Origin of the sequence: Enterobacter hormaechei ATCC 49162, from assembly GCF_001875655.1 — a bacterium.
GTDB classification, from domain to species: Bacteria; Pseudomonadota; Gammaproteobacteria; order Enterobacterales; family Enterobacteriaceae; genus Enterobacter; species Enterobacter hormaechei.
The window spans coordinates 224,097-244,429 of the sequence record NZ_MKEQ01000001.1 but is presented as its reverse complement, the minus strand read 5'-3'; the positions used below and the strand labels follow the sequence as shown (position 1 = coordinate 244,429).

18 protein-coding genes, 2 tRNA genes and 1 other RNA gene are annotated in these 20,333 nt (G+C 51.1%); 9 read left to right on the top strand and 12 right to left on the bottom strand.

What is annotated here, in order from left to right; translation table 11 throughout:
• Positions 1 to 18: 18 nt before the first annotated feature.
• A complete protein-coding gene (locus BH712_RS24455; RefSeq protein WP_017384232.1) occupies positions 19 to 192 on the bottom strand; it encodes a YciY family protein in 174 nt (57 codons plus the stop codon).
• Positions 193 to 335: 143 nt separating this feature from the next.
• On the opposite strand from BH712_RS24455, the gene cls reads away from it, so the two are divergent.
• Both cls and BH712_RS01270 read left to right on the top strand, forming a co-directional pair.
• Complete coding sequence (gene cls, locus BH712_RS01275; RefSeq protein ID WP_032673868.1) at positions 336 to 1,796, top strand: cardiolipin synthase; 1,461 nt, start codon at positions 336 to 338, stop codon at positions 1,794 to 1,796.
• Between the two features lie 33 nt (positions 1,797 to 1,829).
• A complete protein-coding gene (locus BH712_RS01270) occupies positions 1,830 to 2,159 on the top strand; it encodes an HI1450 family dsDNA-mimic protein (protein WP_006810881.1) in 330 nt (109 codons plus the stop codon).
• Between the two features lie 31 nt (positions 2,160 to 2,190).
• On the opposite strand, the gene BH712_RS01265 is transcribed toward BH712_RS01270, so the two are convergent.
• From BH712_RS01265 to BH712_RS01235, 7 genes are all read right to left on the bottom strand, one after another.
• On the bottom strand, positions 2,191 to 3,027 hold the full coding sequence (locus BH712_RS01265; protein WP_006810882.1) for an ion transporter: 837 nt from the start codon (positions 3,025 to 3,027) through the stop codon (positions 2,191 to 2,193).
• Between the two features lie 45 nt (positions 3,028 to 3,072).
• Complete coding sequence (gene oppF / locus BH712_RS01260; protein ID WP_003856743.1) at positions 3,073 to 4,077, bottom strand: murein tripeptide/oligopeptide ABC transporter ATP-binding protein OppF; 1,005 nt, start codon at positions 4,075 to 4,077, stop codon at positions 3,073 to 3,075.
• Positions 4,074 to 5,087 carry an ABC transporter ATP-binding protein gene (gene oppD, locus BH712_RS01255; protein WP_006810883.1) on the bottom strand — a complete coding sequence of 338 codons (1,014 nt, stop codon included), beginning with the start codon at positions 5,085 to 5,087 and terminating at the stop codon, positions 4,074 to 4,076. Before oppD ends, oppF begins: the two co-directional genes overlap by 4 nt.
• A gap of 11 nt (positions 5,088 to 5,098) precedes the next feature.
• The gene (oppC, locus tag BH712_RS01250) at positions 5,099 to 6,007 is read right to left on the bottom strand and encodes an oligopeptide ABC transporter permease OppC (protein WP_003856740.1); all 909 of its coding nucleotides are present in this window, start codon (positions 6,005 to 6,007) and stop codon (positions 5,099 to 5,101) included.
• A 12-nt stretch (positions 6,008 to 6,019) separates the two neighbouring features.
• Positions 6,020 to 6,940 carry an oligopeptide ABC transporter permease OppB gene (gene oppB / locus BH712_RS01245; RefSeq protein ID WP_006810884.1) on the bottom strand — a complete coding sequence of 307 codons (921 nt, stop codon included), beginning with the start codon at positions 6,938 to 6,940 and terminating at the stop codon, positions 6,020 to 6,022.
• A gap of 82 nt (positions 6,941 to 7,022) precedes the next feature.
• Positions 7,023 to 8,654 carry an oligopeptide ABC transporter substrate-binding protein OppA gene (gene oppA, locus BH712_RS01240; RefSeq protein ID WP_006810885.1) on the bottom strand — a complete coding sequence of 544 codons (1,632 nt, stop codon included), beginning with the start codon at positions 8,652 to 8,654 and terminating at the stop codon, positions 7,023 to 7,025.
• 769 nt (positions 8,655 to 9,423) lie between these two features.
• Entirely contained in the window at positions 9,424 to 10,071 is a 648-nt protein-coding gene (locus tag BH712_RS01235; RefSeq protein ID WP_006810888.1) for a YchE family NAAT transporter, read from the bottom strand.
• A 480-nt stretch (positions 10,072 to 10,551) separates the two neighbouring features.
• Between BH712_RS01235 and adhE the strand changes: the two genes are divergently transcribed.
• Positions 10,552 to 13,233, top strand: coding sequence for a bifunctional acetaldehyde-CoA/alcohol dehydrogenase (gene adhE / locus BH712_RS01230; protein WP_032673870.1), 2,682 nt, complete (start codon positions 10,552 to 10,554; stop codon positions 13,231 to 13,233).
• Positions 13,234 to 13,302: 69 nt separating this feature from the next.
• Here the strand turns inward: adhE and tdk are convergent, their stop codons facing one another.
• On the bottom strand, positions 13,303 to 13,917 hold the full coding sequence (gene tdk, locus BH712_RS01225; RefSeq protein ID WP_032674110.1) for a thymidine kinase: 615 nt from the start codon (positions 13,915 to 13,917) through the stop codon (positions 13,303 to 13,305).
• Between the two features lie 550 nt (positions 13,918 to 14,467).
• On the opposite strand from tdk, the gene hns reads away from it, so the two are divergent.
• A complete protein-coding gene (gene hns, locus BH712_RS01220; RefSeq protein WP_003856724.1) occupies positions 14,468 to 14,881 on the top strand; it encodes a histone-like nucleoid-structuring protein H-NS in 414 nt (137 codons plus the stop codon).
• Positions 14,882 to 15,084: 203 nt separating this feature from the next.
• Here hns and galU read toward each other — a convergent pair whose 3' ends face one another.
• The 3 genes from galU to rssA form a co-directional block, all read right to left on the bottom strand.
• Positions 15,085 to 15,990, bottom strand: coding sequence for a UTP--glucose-1-phosphate uridylyltransferase GalU (gene galU / locus BH712_RS01215; protein ID WP_032673871.1), 906 nt, complete (start codon positions 15,988 to 15,990; stop codon positions 15,085 to 15,087).
• Positions 15,991 to 16,189: 199 nt separating this feature from the next.
• On the bottom strand, positions 16,190 to 17,203 hold the full coding sequence (gene rssB / locus BH712_RS01210) for a two-component system response regulator RssB (protein WP_003856721.1): 1,014 nt from the start codon (positions 17,201 to 17,203) through the stop codon (positions 16,190 to 16,192).
• 89 nt (positions 17,204 to 17,292) lie between these two features.
• Positions 17,293 to 18,195 carry a patatin-like phospholipase RssA gene (gene rssA, locus BH712_RS01205; protein WP_006810892.1) on the bottom strand — a complete coding sequence of 301 codons (903 nt, stop codon included), beginning with the start codon at positions 18,193 to 18,195 and terminating at the stop codon, positions 17,293 to 17,295.
• Between the two features lie 113 nt (positions 18,196 to 18,308).
• Here rssA and BH712_RS01200 point away from each other — a divergent pair, with 113 nt between their 5' ends.
• The 5 genes from BH712_RS01200 to BH712_RS01180 all read left to right on the top strand — a co-directional run bounded on the left by BH712_RS01200 (position 18,309) and on the right by BH712_RS01180 (position 20,195).
• The gene (locus tag BH712_RS01200) at positions 18,309 to 18,773 is read left to right on the top strand and encodes a YchJ family protein (protein WP_032673872.1); all 465 of its coding nucleotides are present in this window, start codon (positions 18,309 to 18,311) and stop codon (positions 18,771 to 18,773) included.
• 41 nt (positions 18,774 to 18,814) lie between these two features.
• Entirely contained in the window at positions 18,815 to 19,657 is an 843-nt protein-coding gene (purU, locus tag BH712_RS01195; RefSeq protein WP_003856715.1) for a formyltetrahydrofolate deformylase, read from the top strand.
• 157 nt (positions 19,658 to 19,814) lie between these two features.
• Positions 19,815 to 19,899 (top strand) — tRNA-Tyr (locus tag BH712_RS01190).
• 35 nt (positions 19,900 to 19,934) lie between these two features.
• Positions 19,935 to 20,019: transfer RNA gene (locus tag BH712_RS01185), tRNA-Tyr, on the top strand.
• 45 nt (positions 20,020 to 20,064) lie between these two features.
• Positions 20,065 to 20,195: non-coding RNA, RtT sRNA (locus BH712_RS01180), on the top strand.
• Positions 20,196 to 20,333 lie beyond the last annotated feature (138 nt).

Sequence of the window (20,333 nt, the reverse complement as noted above, 5' to 3'; positions counted from 1 at the left end):
CGGTGCCCCTCATGCTTTTCAGATGTCCTGGACCGCGAACAACAGCGCGTTACGGTGTCTGTTCAGGCCACATTTTCTGATGGCGTGGATACGCATATTGCGGCGGGATTGTGCCTCCAGCCAACGAGCCTTACGACGACTCACCTGTCGCAACATGCGCCAGCGCCCAACTTCAGTTCTACTGCGCTTCATGTCTACAACTCTTTCTCTAACAGAGATGCCATTATATGCCTAAGCAGGCGGCAAACCAGCGCTTTTATCTGCCGTTTTTATTTGCCAGATGAATCCTGATGCGTAAACTCATAACAATACGCTTTCAAAAGGATTTTTTATTTATGACAACCTTCTACACCGTGGTGAGTTGGCTGGTCATTTTAGGGTACTGGCTGTTAATTGCCGGGGTGACGTTACGCATTCTGATGAAACGCAGAGCGGTCCCTTCCGCCATGGCCTGGCTTCTGATTATCTACATTCTGCCGCTGGTGGGCATCATCGCCTATCTCTCTTTCGGTGAACTTCATCTGGGTAAACGCCGGGCCGAACGTGCCCGCGCCATGTGGCCTTCTACGGCGAAATGGCTTGCCGATCTCAAAGCCTGCAAGCATATCTTCGCCGAAGAGAACAGCAGCGTGGCCGCCTCCCTGTTCAAGCTGTGCGAACGCCGCCAGGGTATTGCTGGGGTAAAAGGCAATCAGCTGCAACTGATGACCTCTTCCGATGATGTGATGCAGGCGCTGATCCGTGACATTCAGCTCGCCCGGCATAATATTGAGATGGTGTTTTATATCTGGCAGCCGGGCGGCATGGCGGACCAGGTCGCCGAATCGCTGATGGCCGCTGCACGTCGCGGTATCCACTGTCGCCTGATGCTGGATTCCGCGGGCAGCGTGGCCTTTTTCCGTAGCCCGTGGGCAGGCATGATGCGCAACGCCGGTATTGAGGTGGTCGAGGCGCTGAAAGTGAATCTTTTCCGCGTCTTTCTGCGCCGCATGGAACTCCGCCAGCACCGTAAAATGGTCCTGATCGATAACTATATCGCCTACACCGGCAGCATGAATATGGTTGATCCTCGCTTCTTCAAGCAGGATTCCGGCGTGGGGCAATGGATCGATCTGATGGCACGTATGGAAGGACCGATCGCAACCTCAATGGGCATCGTCTATTCCTGCGACTGGGAAATTGAAACCGGTAAACGTATTCTGCCCCCGCCGCCGGACGGCAATATCATGCCGTTTGAAGAAGCCAGTGGGCACACCATCCACACCATCGCCTCTGGTCCTGGCTTCCCGGAAGATCTGATCCATCAGGCACTGCTGACCGCCGCGTACTCCGCGCGGGAATATCTGATCATGACCACGCCCTATTTCGTTCCCAGCGACGACCTTCTGCATGCCATCTGTACTGCGGCGCAGCGCGGGGTTGATGTGAGCATTATTATGCCGCGCAAGAACGATTCGCTGCTGGTCGGCTGGGCAAGCCGCGCGTTCTTTAGTGAACTGCTGGCCGCAGGGGTTAAAATCTATCAGTTCGAAGGCGGGTTGTTACACACCAAGAGCGTGCTGGTGGACGGCGAGCTGAGCCTGGTGGGTACCGTCAACCTTGATATGCGCAGTTTATGGCTGAATTTTGAAATTACGCTGGTCATTGATGACGCCGGGTTCGGCGGCGATCTGGCGGCGGTGCAGGACGATTATATCTCCCGCTCACGCCTGCTGGACGCCAGACTGTGGGCGAAACGTCCGCTGTGGCAGCGAATTGCCGAACGACTGTTTTACTTCTTTAGTCCGTTGCTGTAAAACGTGCCCAACGATGTTTAACAGGTAGTCATCATGGAAATGGATCTGAACAATCGCCTGACCGAAGACGAAACGCTCGAACAGGCCTACGATATTTTTCTCGAGCTGGCGGTCGATAATCTCGACCCTGCTGACGTCATTCTTTTCAACCTGCAATTTGAAGAGCGTGGCGGTGCTGAGCTGTTCGATCCGTCTGAAGACTGGGCCGAACACGTCGATTTTGACCTTAACCCGGACTTCTTCGCCGAGGTGGTCATTGGTCTGGCAGATGAAGACGGCGGAGAAATTAACGATATCTTTGCCCGCGTCCTGCTGTGCCGCGAGAAAGACCATAAGTTGTGCCACATACTCTGGCGCGAATAATAAAAAAGGCTGCGATTGCAGCCTTTTTTATTTAATCCGATAAAGCATTTCCACAGCGGTGACAAAACCGCGCGCCGGGTTCATGATTCCCCTGCTGACACTTCGGGCATTTACGTTGCTGTTTGCTGTTCTGAAAAGCGCTGCTCATATGGGTGGTAATTAGCCCGGTCGGTATCGCTATCACCGAATAGCCAATCAGGATCAGTACCGATGCCACAATCCGTCCCAGCGGCGTATGCGGGGTAATGTCGCCATAGCCCACGGTCGTCACCGTAACGATAGCCCAGTAGACAGACGCATTAAGCGTGGCAAAACCGTATTTCGGCCCTTCGATTAAATACATCAGCGTGCCAAAAACGATCATCACGATAGCAATAAACGAATAGAAGAGAATAAGCTGGTGGCGGGCGCTGACAATGGCGACCCAAAAAACCCGTAGCGACGGCATAAAGCGCAGCAGTTTCAGAATTCTTAGCACGCGAATCGCCCGCATTGCGCGCCAGGCAAACACATAATTCAGGCTAATCTCGGGCCACAGCCACATGACATACAGCGGCAGGATGGTGGCTAAATCAATAAATCCCCAGAAGCTAAAAACGTATTTCGCCGGATTAGGCCAGCTAATGACTCTCAGTACATATTCTGCGGTAAACACCAGCGTGACAACCAATTCCAGCCAGACGAAAACGTGCCACTCCTCATACGTCATGTGGTACTGCGTTCCGGCGCCGGATTCGATAAAGATAATAATGACGCTAATCAGTGCAAATAAACCACACAGACCTTCGAAGCGGCGACCGGAAACCGTTTCAGGATCAAATAAAAGGTGATACAGCCGCTGACGGGCCGACGTGAATAATCGCGACACATTAACCTCGAAAAATAAGGGCTGACATCATGTCAGCCCTTAAGATTATAACGGGTCTACTTTCAGGCAGGAAACCGCATGTCGGAAACTGCCCTCCAGAACCGGCCGTGTTTTAGCACATTCCGGCCCGGCTATTGGGCATCGCGTACGGAATACGCAGCCTGAAGGCGGGTTGATTGGGGATGGCAGTTCACCTTCCAGAAGCTGGATGGTTTTATTTTTTTCCAGATCGGGATCCGGAACGGGCACCGCAGACATCAGGGCTTTGGTATAAGGGTGCAGCGGATTGTGGTACACCTCATCATACGTGCCCAGCTCCACGGCGTGGCCCAGGTACATGACCAGCACACGGTCTGAAATGTGTTTTACCACCGCCAGATCGTGGGCGATGAAGATCAGCGACAGCCCCATTTCCCGTTGCAGTTTCTGTAGCAGGTTAACCACCTGGGCCTGGATGGAAACGTCCAGCGCCGAAACCGGCTCATCACAGATAATCAGTTTCGGTTCAAGGATCAGCGCCCGTGCGATACCGATACGCTGGCACTGACCGCCGGAAAACTCATGTGGGTAGCGGTTGATGAGGTTAGGCAACAGACCCACCTTCAGCATCATCGCTTTCACCCGATCGCGAACTTCCTGGCGCGGCATCTTCGGATGATAAGTGCGCAGCGGCTCGGCAATGATTTCGCCAATGGTCATACGCGGGTTCAGGGACGCCAGCGGATCCTGGAAAATCATCTGGATATCACTGCGCACGTCGCGCCATTCATCCGGCTTCATCCCCAGCAGATCTTTACCAAGCCAGGCCACTTTCCCGTCGGTGGCTTTCACCAGGCCGATGATCGCTCGCGCAAACGTCGATTTGCCGCAGCCGGATTCGCCCACCACGCCCAGAGTCTCCCCTTCGTACAGACGCAGCGTGACGCCATCCACCGCTTTCAGGGTTTTGGCTGGCTGCCAGAACCACTGTTTACCGTCTTTGATATCGAAATGGACCTTCAGGTCAGCGATTTCGAGCAGCACATTTCTTTTTTCGTCGATTGCGTTCATACCAGTTCCTCCAGCGGCTTAAAGCAGGCGCGCAGGCGGCCTGGGGCAAACGCTTCCAGCGGCGGTGCGCTGTTACAGATCTCCATCGCATGCGGACAGCGCGGCTGGAACGGACAGCCTTGCGGCAGACGCAGCAGGTTTGGCGGGTTGCCCGGGATCGTCAGCAGCGACTCCCCTTCCGCATCAAGACGCGGAACGGCATTCAGCAGCCCGATAGAGTACGGATGGGCTGGCTGGTAGAACACATCGCGGGCATTACCGTATTCCATCGTGCGGCCTGCATACATGACTAACACTTTGTCGCAGATCCCGGCAACGACGCCTAAATCGTGGGTGATCATAATGATGGCGGTATTGAACTCACGCTTCAGCTCGTTCAGCAGCGTCATGATCTGCGCCTGAACGGTCACGTCCAGAGCAGTGGTCGGTTCATCAGCGATGAGCAGTTTTGGTCGGCAAAGCAATGCCATCGCGATCATGACGCGCTGGCGCATACCGCCGGAGAACTCGTGCGGATACATGCGCATGCGCTTGCGCGCTTCAGGCATTTTCACCGCATCCAGCATTTTGACAGACTCTTCAAACGCTTCGGCTTTACCCAGCCCCTTGTGGAGCATCAGCACTTCCATCAGCTGTTCGCCCACCCGCATATACGGGTTCAGGGACGTCATCGGATCCTGGAAAATCATGGAGATCTGCTCGGCGCGCAGCTTGTTCAGCTCATGTTCCGGCAAATTCAGGATCTCTTTCCCGTTAAACGTCGCTGAACCACCGATGACGCCGTTTGAGGCCAGCAGGCCCATCAGCGCGAAGGCGGTCTGGGATTTTCCGGATCCCGATTCGCCCACAATGCCCAGCGTTTCACCGGCACGCAGGTCGAAATTGAGATCGTTAACGGCAGTCACATCACCGTCGGGGGTCTTAAACGTCACTCGGAGGTCTTTTACGTCCAGCAGTGCGCTGGTCCGCTGTTGCGCCTGTGGCGCGGTTGCCGTTTCAATAATGGTCATGACGGCGCTCCTTAACGGTCTTTCGGGTCGAGGGCATCACGCAGGCCATCGCCGATAAAGTTGAAACAGAACAGGGTGACGACCAGGAAGCCCGCCGGATACAGCAGTAACCACGGTGATACTTCCATGGAGTTTGCGCCATCACTTAACAGAGCGCCCCAGCTACTCAGCGGCTCTTGCGTACCTAATCCCAGGAAGCTCAGGAAAGACTCGAACAGGATCATACTTGGCACCAGCAGGGAGGCGTATACCACCACCACGCCCAGCACATTAGGAACGATATGACGCACCACAATATTGGCGGTAGAGACGCCACCAACCTGTGCGGCTTCGATGAATTCCTTACGTTTGAGGCTCAGCGTCTGGCCGCGCACAATACGCGCCATATCCAGCCAGGACACCATCCCGATCGCCACGAAGATCAGCAGGATATTTTGACCAAAGAAGGTCACCAGCAGAATGACAAAGAACATGAACGGGAACGAGTTCAGGATTTCAAGCAGACGCATCATCACGGAGTCCACTTTGCCGCCGAGGTAACCGGAAAGCGAACCGTAAAGCGTGCCGACGATCACCGCCACCAGCGCCGCCGCGATGCCGACCATCAGAGAGATACGGCCACCAATCGCCACACGCACCAGCAAATCACGGCCGGAGGAATCGGTGCCGAAATAGTGCCCGGATTCCATATCCGGCGCGCTGGACATCATGCCCCAGTCCGTATCGAAATAGGTGAACTGAGACAGCATCGGGGCCAGGGTGACGAACAGCGCGATAAGCACCAGCACGACCAGACTGGCAACGGCAGCACGGTTATGCATAAAACGACGGCGGGCGTCCTGCCAAAGGCTACGACCTTCGACCTCCAGCTTTTCACTGAAGTTTTCCAGCGCCTCGCTGTTTTTCTTACTCAACATCATGGCGTGCTCCAGTTAGTAACGGATTTTCGGATCGATAACGGCATACAGCACATCGACAACGGCATTAAACAGAATGGTCAGCGCGCCCACGAGGATCGTCAGGCTCAGGACCAGAGAGTAGTCACGGTTAAGCGCCCCGTTAACAAACAGCTGACCAATACCCGGCAGGCCATAAATGGTTTCAATTACCATGGAACCCGTAATAATGCCGACGAAAGCTGGCCCCATATAGGAGAGCACCGGTAACAGTGCAGGCTTGAGCGCATGACGGAAAATAATCCGGCGCATCGGCAGCCCTTTCGCACGGGCAGTACGGATGAAGTTCGAGTGCAGGACTTCAATCATTGAACCACGGGTAATACGGGCGATGCTGGCGATGTACGCCAGAGATAATGCCACCATCGGCAATATCATGAACTTCAGCGCCCCGCCGTTCCAGCCGCCCCCGGGCAGCCATTTCAGGGTTATGGCAAATATCATCACCAGCAACGGCGCGACAACGAAGCTGGGGATAACCACCCCGGTCATTGCGACCCCCATTACGGCGTAATCCCATTTGGTATTTTGTTTTAACGCGGCGATGACGCCTGCGGTGACGCCGAGAACAACGGCCAGGATAAATGCCGCAGCACCTAATTTAGCCGATACCGGGAAGCTGGACGCCACCAGGTCGTTAACGGAATAATCTTTATATTTGAATGATGGCCCAAAATCACCGTGTGCAAGCTGCTTCAGATAGTTGAAGTACTGCGTGGTGATGGGATCGTTTAAATGGTATTTCGCTTCGATGTTGGCCATAACTTCTGGCGGAAGCGTACGTTCACCGGTAAATGGACTGCCCGGCGCAAGACGCATCATGAAGAAGGAAATTGTAATTAGAATAAATAACGTTGGAATCGCTTCAAGACAGCGACGCAGGATAAATTTCAACATTGCCCGTACCTTCTGGCGTGTGCCTGATGAATGTTACAAAGTAGACACAGTGGGGCAAGCTCGCTCGCCCCACGTATTGCCATTAATGCTTGATAATATAAAGATTCTTAACGGAAATATTATCCAACGGGTCTTTACCGGTATAACCCCCTACCCATGGTTTCACCAGGCGGGCGTTAACGTAGTAGTAGACCGGAACGATCGCAGAGTCTTTATCGAGCTGTTGTTCTGATTTGGCGTACAGATCGGCGCGCTGGGCGTCATCTGCCACCTTCAGGGTGTCGCCAATCAGCTTATCAAACGCCGGGCTCTTATAGTGTGCGGTATTGTTCGAACTGTCGCTCAGCATGGTGTTCAGGAATGAGGTCGGTTCGTTATAGTCCGCGCACCATCCTGCACGTGCCACGTCAAAGGTACCCTGATGACGCGTATCGAGGAAGGTTTTCCATTCCTGGTTTTCCAGCTTCACGTTCACGCCGAGGTTTTTCTTCCAGATTGACGCGACGGCGATAGCCAGTTTTTTATGCAGATCGGAAGTGTTGTACAGCAGGCTAAAGGTCAGCGGCTTGTCGGCGGTATAGCCAGCTTCAGCCAGCAGTTTTTTCGCTTCTTCGTTACGTTTTTCCTGGGACCATTTAAACCATTCAGGTTCAACCAGTTTCATACCGTCGGTGTAAGGCGGCGTATAGCTGTAAGCCGGCAGGTCGCCCTGATTCTTCACTTTATTCACGATAATGTCGCGATCCAGAGCCAGCTTCAGTGCGGTACGAACACGTACGTCGGTAAACGGTGCTTTCTGGTTGTTAATTTCGTAATAGTAGGTGCACAGATACGGATCGACGTGAACTTCTTTCGGGATCTCTTTTTTCAGCTTCTGGAACAGTTCAATCGGCATGTTGTTATAGGTCATGTCGATTTCACCGCTGCGGTAGCGGTTTACGTCCGTCACTTCAGAAGAGATTGGCAGATAAGTCACCTGATTGATAACGGTCTTCGCATTATCCCAATACTGCGGGTTGCGCTCCAGCACCATGCGTTCGTTAACGACCCAGTCCTTCAACTTATATGCACCGTTGGTCACGATATTCGCAGGCTGGGTCCATTTTTCACCAAACTTTTCAACTGCGGATTTTGGTACCGGGGAGACGGACGGGTGAACCAGCAACTTATAGAAGTACGGAACAGGTTCGCTCAACGTCACTTCAAAGGTGTTGGCATCAATGGCTTTTACGCCCAGGTCGGTAACGGGCTTTTTACCCGTGATGATCTCATCGATATTGGCAATATGGCCATACTGGAGATAACTCGCATACGGGGAGGCGGTATTCGGATCCGCCAGACGCTGCCAGCTGTACACGAAATCTTCGGCGGTAACCGGTGTACCGTCGGACCATTTGGCATCTTTACGCAGATGGAAGGTCCAGACTTTAAAATCTTTGTTGTCCCATTTTTCTGCCACACCCGGAGCCGGGTGGCCGTCGACGTCAGTCACCAGCAGACCTTCAAACAGATCGCGGTTAACGTTAGACTCTGGAACACCTTCAATTTTGTGCGGATCAAGTGACTGCACTTCCGCACCGTTATTACGGACCAGCGTTTGCTTCTCAGCCAGTTGAACACCAGCAGGAACGTCCGCAGCCATTGCAGCGTTGCCCGCGATTAGCGCAGTTAAAATCCCCGCCGCTACCAGACTTTTTTTTGTGATGATGGACATTGTGTTGATACTCCACTCATTATAATGACTGGCCTTCGCCAGTTGTGTAATCCCCTGTTGGGGCCTGTACAGCGCAGGAGTTTTTTTTGCTACTGTCAGGTTCTTTTTTTACTTCTTGCTATCACCGACTTCATTATTACTGACCGCTCGTACGGCGGTCTTGCGTCGATTCTTCACACCTCTCCCCTGTCAGAGAGATGCGTTGGATATCTCAGGTGAGGGCTATATGAAAATAGTTCTCATCAACTTGTTTAATGGTGCGAAATATAAGGCCGGAAAGTACCAAATGGTGCCAACTCTCGCCAATACATTTTGCAAATTTGTTAAGCATTTCTCTTTTACGATGGTTGGCACATCTATGACACCCACCCTCACCCATACAAAAATCAGAAAAAATAGATAATTTTCACATGGTTACAGAAAAACCTTGCTTCAGACGCAGCGACATGGCCTTTCCGAATAAATTTTCACGATAATTTAACAACTGATTATTATTTAGCACATTCGTCTGGGTCTGCGTCGAAATTACTAATATCATTTCGGTTATCTGTCAGCAAGCCCCAGAGTATCATGTGAGTAAAATAACAGAGTGTTTGAAGGTTTTATGCGCGGAAGGGGGAAATGAAAATAAACAACCTATTGAAAAACAACAAAAGAGAGTTATTAGTAGAACTTATTATGGCTGACGCCCATTTCAACTTTATTTATATGATTTGCAGATAATCACGTAAAAAAACGGAGCCGCTGGCTCCGTTCTTTCAAATGAAAGTCAGTGTAATAATCCGGGGAATATACTTTTTATACCGGTAACGATAAATTCGATGCCCAACGCCATTAACAACAGGCCCATGATACGGGTAATCACGTTGATACCCGTTTGTCCCAGCAAGCGAACCAGCCATGGCGCCATACGGAAAACGCCCCAGCAACACAGCGCGAACAGCGCAATGGCGACTGAAAAGCCAATCAGGTGCATCAGGCTGTGGTAGCGCGTTCCCCAGACAATGGTGGAACTGATTGCCCCCGGGCCTGCCATCAGCGGCAGTGCCAGAGGCACCACGCCGATACTCTCGCGGATCGCGGTCTCTGATTTTTCCTGCTTGTTCTGTTTATCTTCCCCCAGCTTGCCGCTGATCATCGACATCGCTATCGTCACCACCAGGATCCCACCCGCTATACGGAACGAATCAATCGAGATGCCGAAGACCTGTAGAATGGCGTCCCCGAGAAAAAGAGACGTAAGCAAGATGATCGCCACCGACAGGTTTGCTGTCAGGTTGGTTTTATTTCGTGCGGCGGCCGTCTGATAGCTGGTCATACTAATGAAGACAGGGATGATCCCTACCGGGTTGACCAGGGCAAACAAGCCGATAAAAAACTTAAAATATGTAGGGAAATCAAAGAGCGTTTGAATCACATTAAGCTCCGCAATTGAGCATGGCCAGGGAATGACAGCGTGTCATGATAAATCCGCGCTGAAGATACGCTTTTTAGCCGCACACTTCACCAGAAATCTGTTCTAAAACATTATCAATTCATGATGTTAAACATTTGTGTAATCAATGATAGCTTCACTTCCAATAGTTACTTAATTATTTAACAGTGGAATAATTAGCACAAAATAACCCTGCTGAAAGGTATCAGCTTAGGACAAAATTGATCCTGATCATGATTTCCGTACTCAGAAGTTAGTAATCTTGATTACGCCACCAGGGAGATCACCTATCAAAAAGGTAGGATGCTAAGGTAAGGCTCTTTTAGTAAATTAGTGAGCGGAAGCAGTGAGTAATCCTTTGTTTTACTGTGTGTTACGCAAGTGGGATCGGCTCTGACTATACTGTCAGACGTATCGAGCGCTGGTTTACTAAAAGAGTTTAAACATTATCAGGAGAGCATTATGGCTGTTACTAATATCGCTGAACTGAACGCCCTCGTCGAGCGCGTGAAAAAAGCCCAGCGTGAATATGCCAATTTCACCCAAGAACAGGTTGATAAAATCTTCCGCGCGGCCGCTCTGGCTGCTGCTGATGCTCGAATCCCTCTCGCTAAAATGGCCGTTGCCGAATCCGGTATGGGTATCGTTGAAGATAAAGTGATCAAAAACCACTTTGCTTCAGAGTATATCTACAACGCCTATAAAGATGAGAAAACCTGCGGTGTGCTGTCAGAAGACGATACTTTCGGCACCATCACCATTGCAGAACCGATCGGCATCATTTGCGGTATCGTTCCAACCACTAACCCAACCTCTACCGCCATCTTCAAATCTCTTATCAGCCTGAAAACACGTAACGCAATCATTTTCTCCCCGCATCCACGTGCGAAGGAAGCCACCAACAAAGCAGCAGATATCGTGCTTCAGGCTGCTATTGCAGCAGGTGCACCGAAAGATCTGATCGGCTGGATCGACCAACCTTCTGTTGAACTGTCCAACGCCCTGATGCATCACCCGGACATTAACCTGATTCTGGCGACCGGTGGTCCTGGTATGGTTAAAGCCGCATACAGTTCCGGTAAACCTGCCATCGGCGTAGGTGCAGGTAATACCCCTGTGGTGATTGACGAAACGGCTGATATCAAGCGCGCTGTTGCTTCTGTGCTGATGTCAAAAACCTTCGATAACGGCGTTATCTGCGCATCTGAACAGTCTGTTGTCGTGGTTGATTCAGTATACGATGCCGTGCGTGAACGTTTCGCCAGCCATGGCGGCTACCTGTTGCAGGGTAAAGAACTGAAAGCCGTTCAGGACGTGATTCTGAAAAATGGTGCGCTGAACGCGGCTATCGTAGGTCAGCCAGCGTATAAAATTGCTGAACTCGCGGGCTTTAGCGTTCCTGCTACCACCAAAATTCTGATTGGTGAAGTTAAAGTCGTTGATGAAAGTGAGCCATTTGCTCACGAAAAACTGTCCCCGACGCTGGCAATGTACCGTGCGAAAGATTTCGATGACGCGGTAGAAAAAGCCGAGAAACTGGTTGCCATGGGCGGTATCGGTCACACCTCATGCCTGTACACTGACCAGGATAACCAGCCTGAGCGCGTTGCTTACTTCGGTCAGAAGATGAAAACGGCACGTATCCTGATTAACACCCCTGCTTCTCAGGGTGGTATCGGTGACCTGTACAACTTCAAACTCGCACCTTCCCTGACTCTGGGTTGTGGTTCCTGGGGTGGTAACTCCATCTCTGAAAACGTTGGTCCAAAACACCTGATCAACAAGAAAACCGTTGCTAAGCGAGCTGAAAACATGTTGTGGCACAAACTTCCGAAATCTATCTACTTCCGCCGCGGCTCTCTGCCAATCGCGCTGGATGAAGTGATTACTGATGGCCACAAACGTGCGCTCATCGTGACTGACCGTTTCCTGTTCAACAATGGCTATGCAGACCAGATCACCTCTGTTCTGAAAGCGGCTGGCGTCGAAACTGAAGTCTTCTTTGAAGTTGAAGCTGACCCAACCCTGAGCGTTGTACGTAAAGGTGCTGAACTGGCGAACTCCTTCAAACCAGATGTGATCATCGCACTGGGTGGCGGTTCCCCAATGGATGCCGCGAAAATTATGTGGGTCATGTACGAGCATCCGGAAACGCACTTCGAAGAACTGGCGCTGCGCTTTATGGATATCCGTAAACGTATCTACAAGTTCCCGAAAATGGGCGTGAAAGCGAAAATGATCGCCGTCACCACCACTTCCGGTACTGGTTCAGAAGTGACGCCATTTGCCGTTGTGACTGATGATGCAACCGGTCAGAAATATCCGCTGGCTGACTACGCACTGACGCCAGACATGGCTATCGTTGACGCCAACCTGGTCATGGAAATGCCGAAATCACTGTGTGCGTTCGGTGGTCTGGATGCGGTGACTCACGCTCTGGAAGCTTACGTTTCCGTACTGGCTTCTGAGTTCTCTGACGGTCAGGCTTTGCAGGCGCTGAAACTGCTGAAAGAAAACCTGCCAGCGTCTTACAACGAAGGTTCGAAAAACCCTGTAGCGCGTGAACGTGTACACAGTGCAGCAACCATCGCGGGCATTGCGTTTGCTAACGCCTTCCTGGGTGTCTGTCACTCCATGGCGCACAAGCTGGGTTCACAGTTCCACATTCCTCACGGTCTGGCGAACGCCCTGTTGATCAGCAACGTTATCCGTTATAACGCTAATGACAACCCAACCAAGCAGACTGCATTCAGCCAATACGACCGTCCACAGGCTCGCCGTCGCTATGCTGAAATCGCCGATCACCTGGGTCTGAGCGCACCGGGCGACCGTACTGCCGCGAAGATCGAGAAACTGCTGGCATGGCTGGAAAGCCTGAAGGCTGAACTGGGTATTCCAAAATCTATCCGCGAAGCGGGCGTTCAGGAAGCTGACTTCCTCGCTCACGTAGATAAGCTGTCTGAAGATGCATTCGATGACCAGTGTACTGGTGCTAACCCGCGCTACCCACTGATTTCCGAACTGAAACAGATCCTGCTGGATACCTATTACGGTCGTAACTTCACTGAAAGCGATGCCGCTGCTGTGAAAGTTGATATCCCCGCAGTGGTAAAGGCTGACAAGAAAGCGAAGAAAAATGCTTGATTGACAGTTTGACAAAAAACCCGCCGATGGCGGGTTTTTTTATATCTGAGAATCAGTAAAACATTCTGATTATTTTCGATTGTCGCCCTGTAACGCCGTCAGCGAGCCTACAGCCAGCGCCTCTTTATAATGCTTGCGGCAGACCGAGACATAACGTTCATTGCCTCCTATCACCACCTGCTCGCCATCAGCGTAGGGTTTGCCAGACTGGTCCAGGCGCAGAACCATACTTGCCTTACGGCCACAAAAGCAGATCGTTTTCAGCTCAACCAGCTTATCCGACCAGGCAAGAAGATACTGGCTGCCAGCAAATAGCTCCCCACGAAAATCGGTACGTAAGCCATAGCAAAGCACGGGAATATCCAGCTCATCAACAACCTCTGAAAGCGCATGGACCTGCTCTCGGGTCAGGAACTGGCTTTCATCAACCAGCACGCAATGGACAGGCTTAGCGGCATGCTCGGCACGAATGTCTTCCAGCAGGTTCGTTTGAGGGTTAAACAGCCTTGCAGGCGACGAGAGCCCTATTCTTGAACTCACCTTCCCTGCCCCAAAGCGATCGTCGATTTCGGCGGTATAAACAACGCTACGCATCCCCCGCTCCTGATAATTGTATGAGGATTGCAGTAACGCCGTTGATTTCCCGGCATTCATTGCCGAATAGTAGAAATAAAGTTGTGCCATTGGCCGAAGAACCCTAATCAATGTGTAATATTCCCAATGGATCATTGTACCATATTTTGTACTGTTATCAGCGGTGGGCTGCACACGCCAGGCGGTGAGACACCGGTAAACTCTTCGCGAATAGTGCAAAATAATGCGTTAAAACAGGCAGTAAAGGCATTTAGCACTGACAATAAGCTGAACCCATGGCCGGAGATAACACTTCTTTTTATAGTGGCTTCTTCGTTCATTAAAATTCACTATTTATTAACTATTCTTGTCTTCGCTACGCTTCCCCGGGGTAATACAAAAGGCTGATATTTATCAACCGCAACTATAATTCCTGAGGTAAAAGTCACAAAACAAACATGCAAATGATGCACTTTTGCCGTTTGAAACGATATCTCACAGTCCCGACAAACAATGAAATTTAAGTTAGCGTAATTAATAATAGCGACGTTAATTTTGTATTTTTTGAATTCCTTACATTCCCACCTATTGCACAAGTGAAATTAAGGCTCTATTATTAGGACAACAAACCCACCCCCATTATAAGTTTGAGATTACTACAATGAGCGAAGCACTTAAAATTCTGAACAACATCCGTACTCTTCGTGCGCAGGCAAGAGAATGTACCCTTGAGACGCTTGAAGAAATGCTCGAAAAATTAGAAGTTGTAGTTAACGAACGTCGTGAAGAAGAAAGCGCAGCTGCGGCTGAAATCGAAGAACGTACACGTAAACTGCAACAATATCGTGAAATGCTGATTGCCGATGGTATCGATCCAAACGAATTGCTGAACAGCATGGCTGCGGCTAAAACCGGTACCAAAGCAAAACGCGCGGCACGTCCTGCTAAATATAGCTACATCGATGAGAACGGCGAAGAGAAAACCTGGACCGGCCAGGGTCGTACTCCTGCTGTAATCAAGAAAGCAATGGACGAACAAGGTAAACAGCTGGATGACTTCCTGATCAAGGATTAATCTGGAAAGATTCTGAAAAATCCCGCTTAATGCGGGATTTTTTTTGCCTGTATTATTCGCCCGAACATCTCCTTACATTCTGTCATATTGTGAGGTTCACTATTTAACGTCCTTGACAATCCCCCACCAATTACGGTGCGACAGACATAAAAAAACCGGTGGGCATTGCCACACCGGTCTTGTTCACTGGGCTGTGAATCTTATTACTTAATACCCATGCTACCTTTGAGCCAGGCTTTAAATTCTTCACCCAGGCTGTTATGGCGAATACCATACTCGACGAATGCCTGCATATAACCGAGCTTATTCCCGCAGTCATGGCTCTTACCTTTCATATGGTAGGCTTCCACGGTCTCTTTCTCGATCAGCATATCGATAGCATCTGTCAGCTGGATTTCATCGCCCGCACCTGGAGGCGTTTTCGCCAGCAGCGCCCAAATTTCGGCACTCAGTACGTAACGGCCCACGACAGCAAGGTTAGACGGCGCGACGTCCGCTTTAGGTTTTTCAACAACGCCAACCATCGGTACGCTTTCGCCAGGTTGCAGATTAACGCCTTTGCAGTCAACCACACCATAGGCAGTCACGTCGTCAACTGGCTCAACCATAATCTGGCTGCTGCCGGTTTCGTCGAAGCGCTTAATCATTTCCGCCAGGTTTTCCTGAGAAAGATCGGACTCGTATTCATCAAGAATAACGTCAGGCAGAATAACCGCGACCGGCTCATCACCCACTACCGGATGCGCGCACAATACGGCGTGCCCCAGGCCTTTCGCCAGGCCCTGACGAACCTGCATAATGGTAACGTGTGGAGGGCAAATAGACTGTACTTCCTCCAGCAGCTGGCGCTTAACGCGTTTTTCCAGCATTGCTTCGAGTTCGAAACTGGTATCGAAATGGTTTTCGATAGAGTTTTTAGATGAATGCGTCACCAGCACAATTTCGGTGATACCTGCTGCAATACATTCATTCACGACATACTGGATTAATGGCTTATCAACCAGAGGCAGCATCTCTTTTGGGATTGCCTTCGTCGCTGGCAACATCCTGGTACCCAATCCCGCCACCGGGATAACGGCCTTTCTGACTTTCGAATTTAGGGCAGCCATTGAAATTCTCCTGAACTGTTCAAGTTTTGAACTTTTATGCATTAAATAACGCGTTGAGTATACAGTCTCAGCCACTAATACGGGTCTGAAAAGAACGCGTTGCCGATCAATTAAGACAAATACGCATGAAACTTGCAGCGATAGTAGCACTGCCAGCAAAAACACAGGTAAAGCAATCTGAAAAATAAAATCTGACTGCTTACTCCGTGGACAACATTAAGCGTAACCGCCCTCCCGCCCCCCAAATTTGGCACTGCCAGGAGGTGCAGCGATGGCTAATTTGATTAAGGTAAGTGTTTCCCAGCGTTCCCAACGGCACGCCGTTACTCACCTGAATATGGTGTTCGCCAGTATTCAGTGTGGCATTTAATCCAGCCGACACCAGAATAAGGTTATTCAACCCGCTGTGATAATAGCCAACCAGAAGCGGGAACTGCCCCGGCAAATTGGCCTGACGAAAAAGTTGGTTCACCTGTTTGAGTAAACTGCCTAACTCAGGAAGCCGTTGCCCCTGATGGGATAATTGTTCCTGAAGCAACCCATTAAAGAGCGCACGGAGTAATAAGGCCGCCAACACGCCGTTATCTCCCGCCCGGGTAACATCAAGGCAATAAAAGGCGAGATCGGAATCCGATAACGGCGCAATATCCAGCACCAGTCCAGGCTGGTCAGCCGCTACCAGTTGGCGATAATTTACTCTGCAATGAGAAATATTTTGCTGCACAGGCGGCTGGAGTTCCTGAAGCAGCTTCGCAGCCGCGAGTGGATTACTGACTAAAGCATCCCAGTCCTGGAAAAGACGTTCTTCTTCTTCAACCCGGGAATTAAACATATTGGGATACAGGCAGGCCAATACCGTTTCACGCAGTCGGTTCAAATCTTTGACCGGTTTAAGCAAAATATCCTGCACACCTAAACGCAACGCCTTAGCAATATCCGCCATATTTTCGGTGGCCGAGATCACGAGTATCGGTGTCTGATAACCTTCATTACGCAGGTTTTCCACCAGCATTAATCCGTCCATACGCGGCATCTCGAGATCGCAGATCATCAGATCCGGCGCCATGCTGGCCATCTTTTCCAGTGCCTCGACGCCATCTTCGGCAAGGGACGTGGTTGCACCCAGTGAGGATAACCACGAATCCAGTAGCGATCGGAAAACGGGCTCGTCTTCAACTATCAAAATATGTTTTCCGGCCAATGGCTGTGTCATGGTTCCTCCCCTGGCTGACAGTTACTCAATAGTGGCATGCTATTGGTACTATCGCCTGTCAGATTTTGCTGAAGTAATCAAAAAAGTGCTCAACGTGCTGTACGCACAAAAGGCAACAGTTCATCTATTTTCTTTTCGACGGCTAACGAGCCCGCTGCTATGGCGGCCTCAGCCCGGTGGAAATCAAGGGTAGAGATTTGTGGACAATAAGGTTGAATAAGAATATCCGGAGGATCGCCAGCCATACGGTTTCGCTTCAGGCGATTCTCAAGAATTTGAATAGAGGTCGTCATGATTTCAATGGCGTTCGGCGCGGTTACCGCGCGACGGGCAGTCAGGCGCCCTATTCTGCCGCGTAAACGCGCATGCCAGGCAAGTTTCTCTTTTTCAGCGTCATCGCTCTGAAGATTAACCGGCATCAAATCTTGCTGCATAAGGTGAGCGTCGTGCTGTAAATCCACGGCAATGACGATATCCGCCCCCATAGCGCGGGTCAGGGAGATGGGCACAGGATTCACTACGCCACCATCAACGAGCCAGTAGCCGTTGTGAGGGACAGGCGCCATTAACCCAGGCATGCTACAGGAGGCTCGGACGGCGAGATGAATATCCCCTTCGGTGAGCCATAATTCCCTGCCCGTACTGAGGTTGGTTGCAACGGCACCGAAAGGCATTTGGCAGTGGCTGAAGTCTGCGAGCGGCATTATCTTACGAAACTGATTGAACACGCGTTCACCGCGCAGCAGGCCGCCACGCTGCCAGGAGAGATCCATCAGGCGCAGCACATCCCAGTAACTGAAGGAGCGCACCCAGCTTTCAAGCTCCGGGAGCTTACCGCATGCGTACGCGGATCCGACCAGCGACCCGATAGAACATCCTGCGACAATATCAACGTCAATCCCCATCTGGTTTAGGGTATTGATAACGCCAATATGGGACCAACCCCGGGCTGCACCTGAGCCCAACGCCAGTCCAATTTTTACCTTTCTCATTAGCCCTGTTTTACTTCCCCTGGATTCCCGACATAGCGTCAACGCACCTGCTCAGTTAACATATTGCTACCTTAAGCGTTTAACGCCTTATTTTTTGTTCCAGGAAGAGAATCGTGTCTCAACTCTGCCCCTGTGGTAGCGCTCTGGAGTATAGCCTATGTTGCCAGCGATATCTTTCTGGCGAGCAGGTTGCACCAGACCCGTCACACCTTATGCGCTCGCGGTATACTGCTTTTGTGATCAAAAACGCAGACTACCTGATTAAAACCTGGCATCCGTCCTGCCATGCTGCCGATTTTCGGCAAGAGATTGAAGCCGGATTTGCCAACACCGTCTGGCTGGGCCTCACCGTCTTTGAAGCGGCTCCAGGCCGCGATGCCAACGAAGGCTATGTCAGTTTTGTCGCCCGCTTTAGCGAACAAAACAAACCCGGCGCCATCATTGAACGCTCACGGTTCTTAAAGGAGAGCGGGCAATGGTATTATATTGACGGCACACGTCCGCAATTCGGTCGTAACGATCCCTGCCCCTGTGGTTCAGGAAAAAAATTCAAAAAGTGTTGCGGCAGTAATGCCTGACAACTCAGACTTCGCAAATACATAAACAGGATTTCCCGGCGATGCAATCATTACAACGTAAAGTTCTGCGCACTATCTGTCCCGATCAAAAAGGGCTGATCGCACGAATCACCAACATTTGCTACAAGCATGAACTGAATATCGTGCAGAACAACGAGTTCGTTGACCACCGTACCGGTCGCTTCTTTATGCGTACTGAACTGGAAGGGATTTTCAACGACACAACCCTGCTTGCCGATCTGGACAGCGCCCTGCCGGAAGGCTCGGTGCGTGAGCTTAACCCGGCGGGCCGTCGCCGCATTGTCATTCTGGTCACCAAAGAGGCACACTGCCTGGGCGATCTGTTGATGAAAGCTAACTACGGTGGCCTGGACGTCGAAATTGCCGCCGTCATTGGCAACCACGAAACCCTGCGTACGCTGGTTGAGCGTTTCGATATTCCGTTTGAGCTGGTCAGCCACGAGGGTCATACCCGTGAAGAGCACGACAACCTGATGGCTGCTGCCATTGAAGCGCATAACCCGGACTATGTGGTGCTGGCAAAATACATGCGCGTGCTGACGCCGTCATTCGTGGCGCGTTTCCCTAACAAGATTATCAACATCCACCACTCCTTCCTGCCAGCCTTTATTGGCGCGCGTCCGTATCACCAGGCATACGAGCGCGGCGTAAAGATTATCGGCGCAACCGCGCACTACGTGAATGACAATCTGGACGAAGGTCCAATCATTATGCAGGACGTGATTCACGTGGATCACACCTACACGGCGGAAGATATGATGCGTGCAGGCCGTGACGTTGAGAAGAACGTGTTAAGTCGGGCGCTCTATCAGGTGCTGGCCCAGCGAGTCTTTGTTTACGGCAACAGAACGATTATTCTTTAATCCTTCGGAAAATGAATTGATTAGCTTTACGCCTTTACGGATAAAAAGCAGGCAAACAACTTCATTTCCCTAAAGGAATGCTTTACAGGGGCGTCTCATTTGATATGATGCGCCCCGCTTCCAACAGGAAGCAGGCCAGTTAAAAGCATTACCCCGTGGTGGGGTTCCCGAGCGGCCAAAGGGAGCAGACTGTAAATCTGCCGTCATCGACTTCGAAGGTTCGAATCCTTCCCCCACCACCATCTCTCAGCAAGACCTCAAAATTTGAATTACCCCTGGTGGGGTTCCCGAGCGGCCAAAGGGAGCAGACTGTAAATCTGCCGTCATCGACTTCGAAGGTTCGAATCCTTCCCCCACCACCATCACTTCCAGATTCTCTAGCACTATCCAAAAGCACAATGCCTTATGTTTTCCCGATGCGGGGAAGGATGAGAAGCTTCGACCAAGGTTCGATTCGAGCGTAGCGAGAAAGCGTTGCCGCAGGCAACGACCCGAAGGGCGAAGCGCGAAGCGCTGAGTAATCCTTCCCCCACCACCATCACTTCCAGATTCTCTGGCACTATCCAAAAGCACAATGCCTTATGTTTTCCCGATGCGGGGAAGGATGAGAAGGTTCGATTCGAGCGAAGTATTCCGTAGGCCGGGTAAGGCGCAGCCGCCACCCGGCATCCACAGC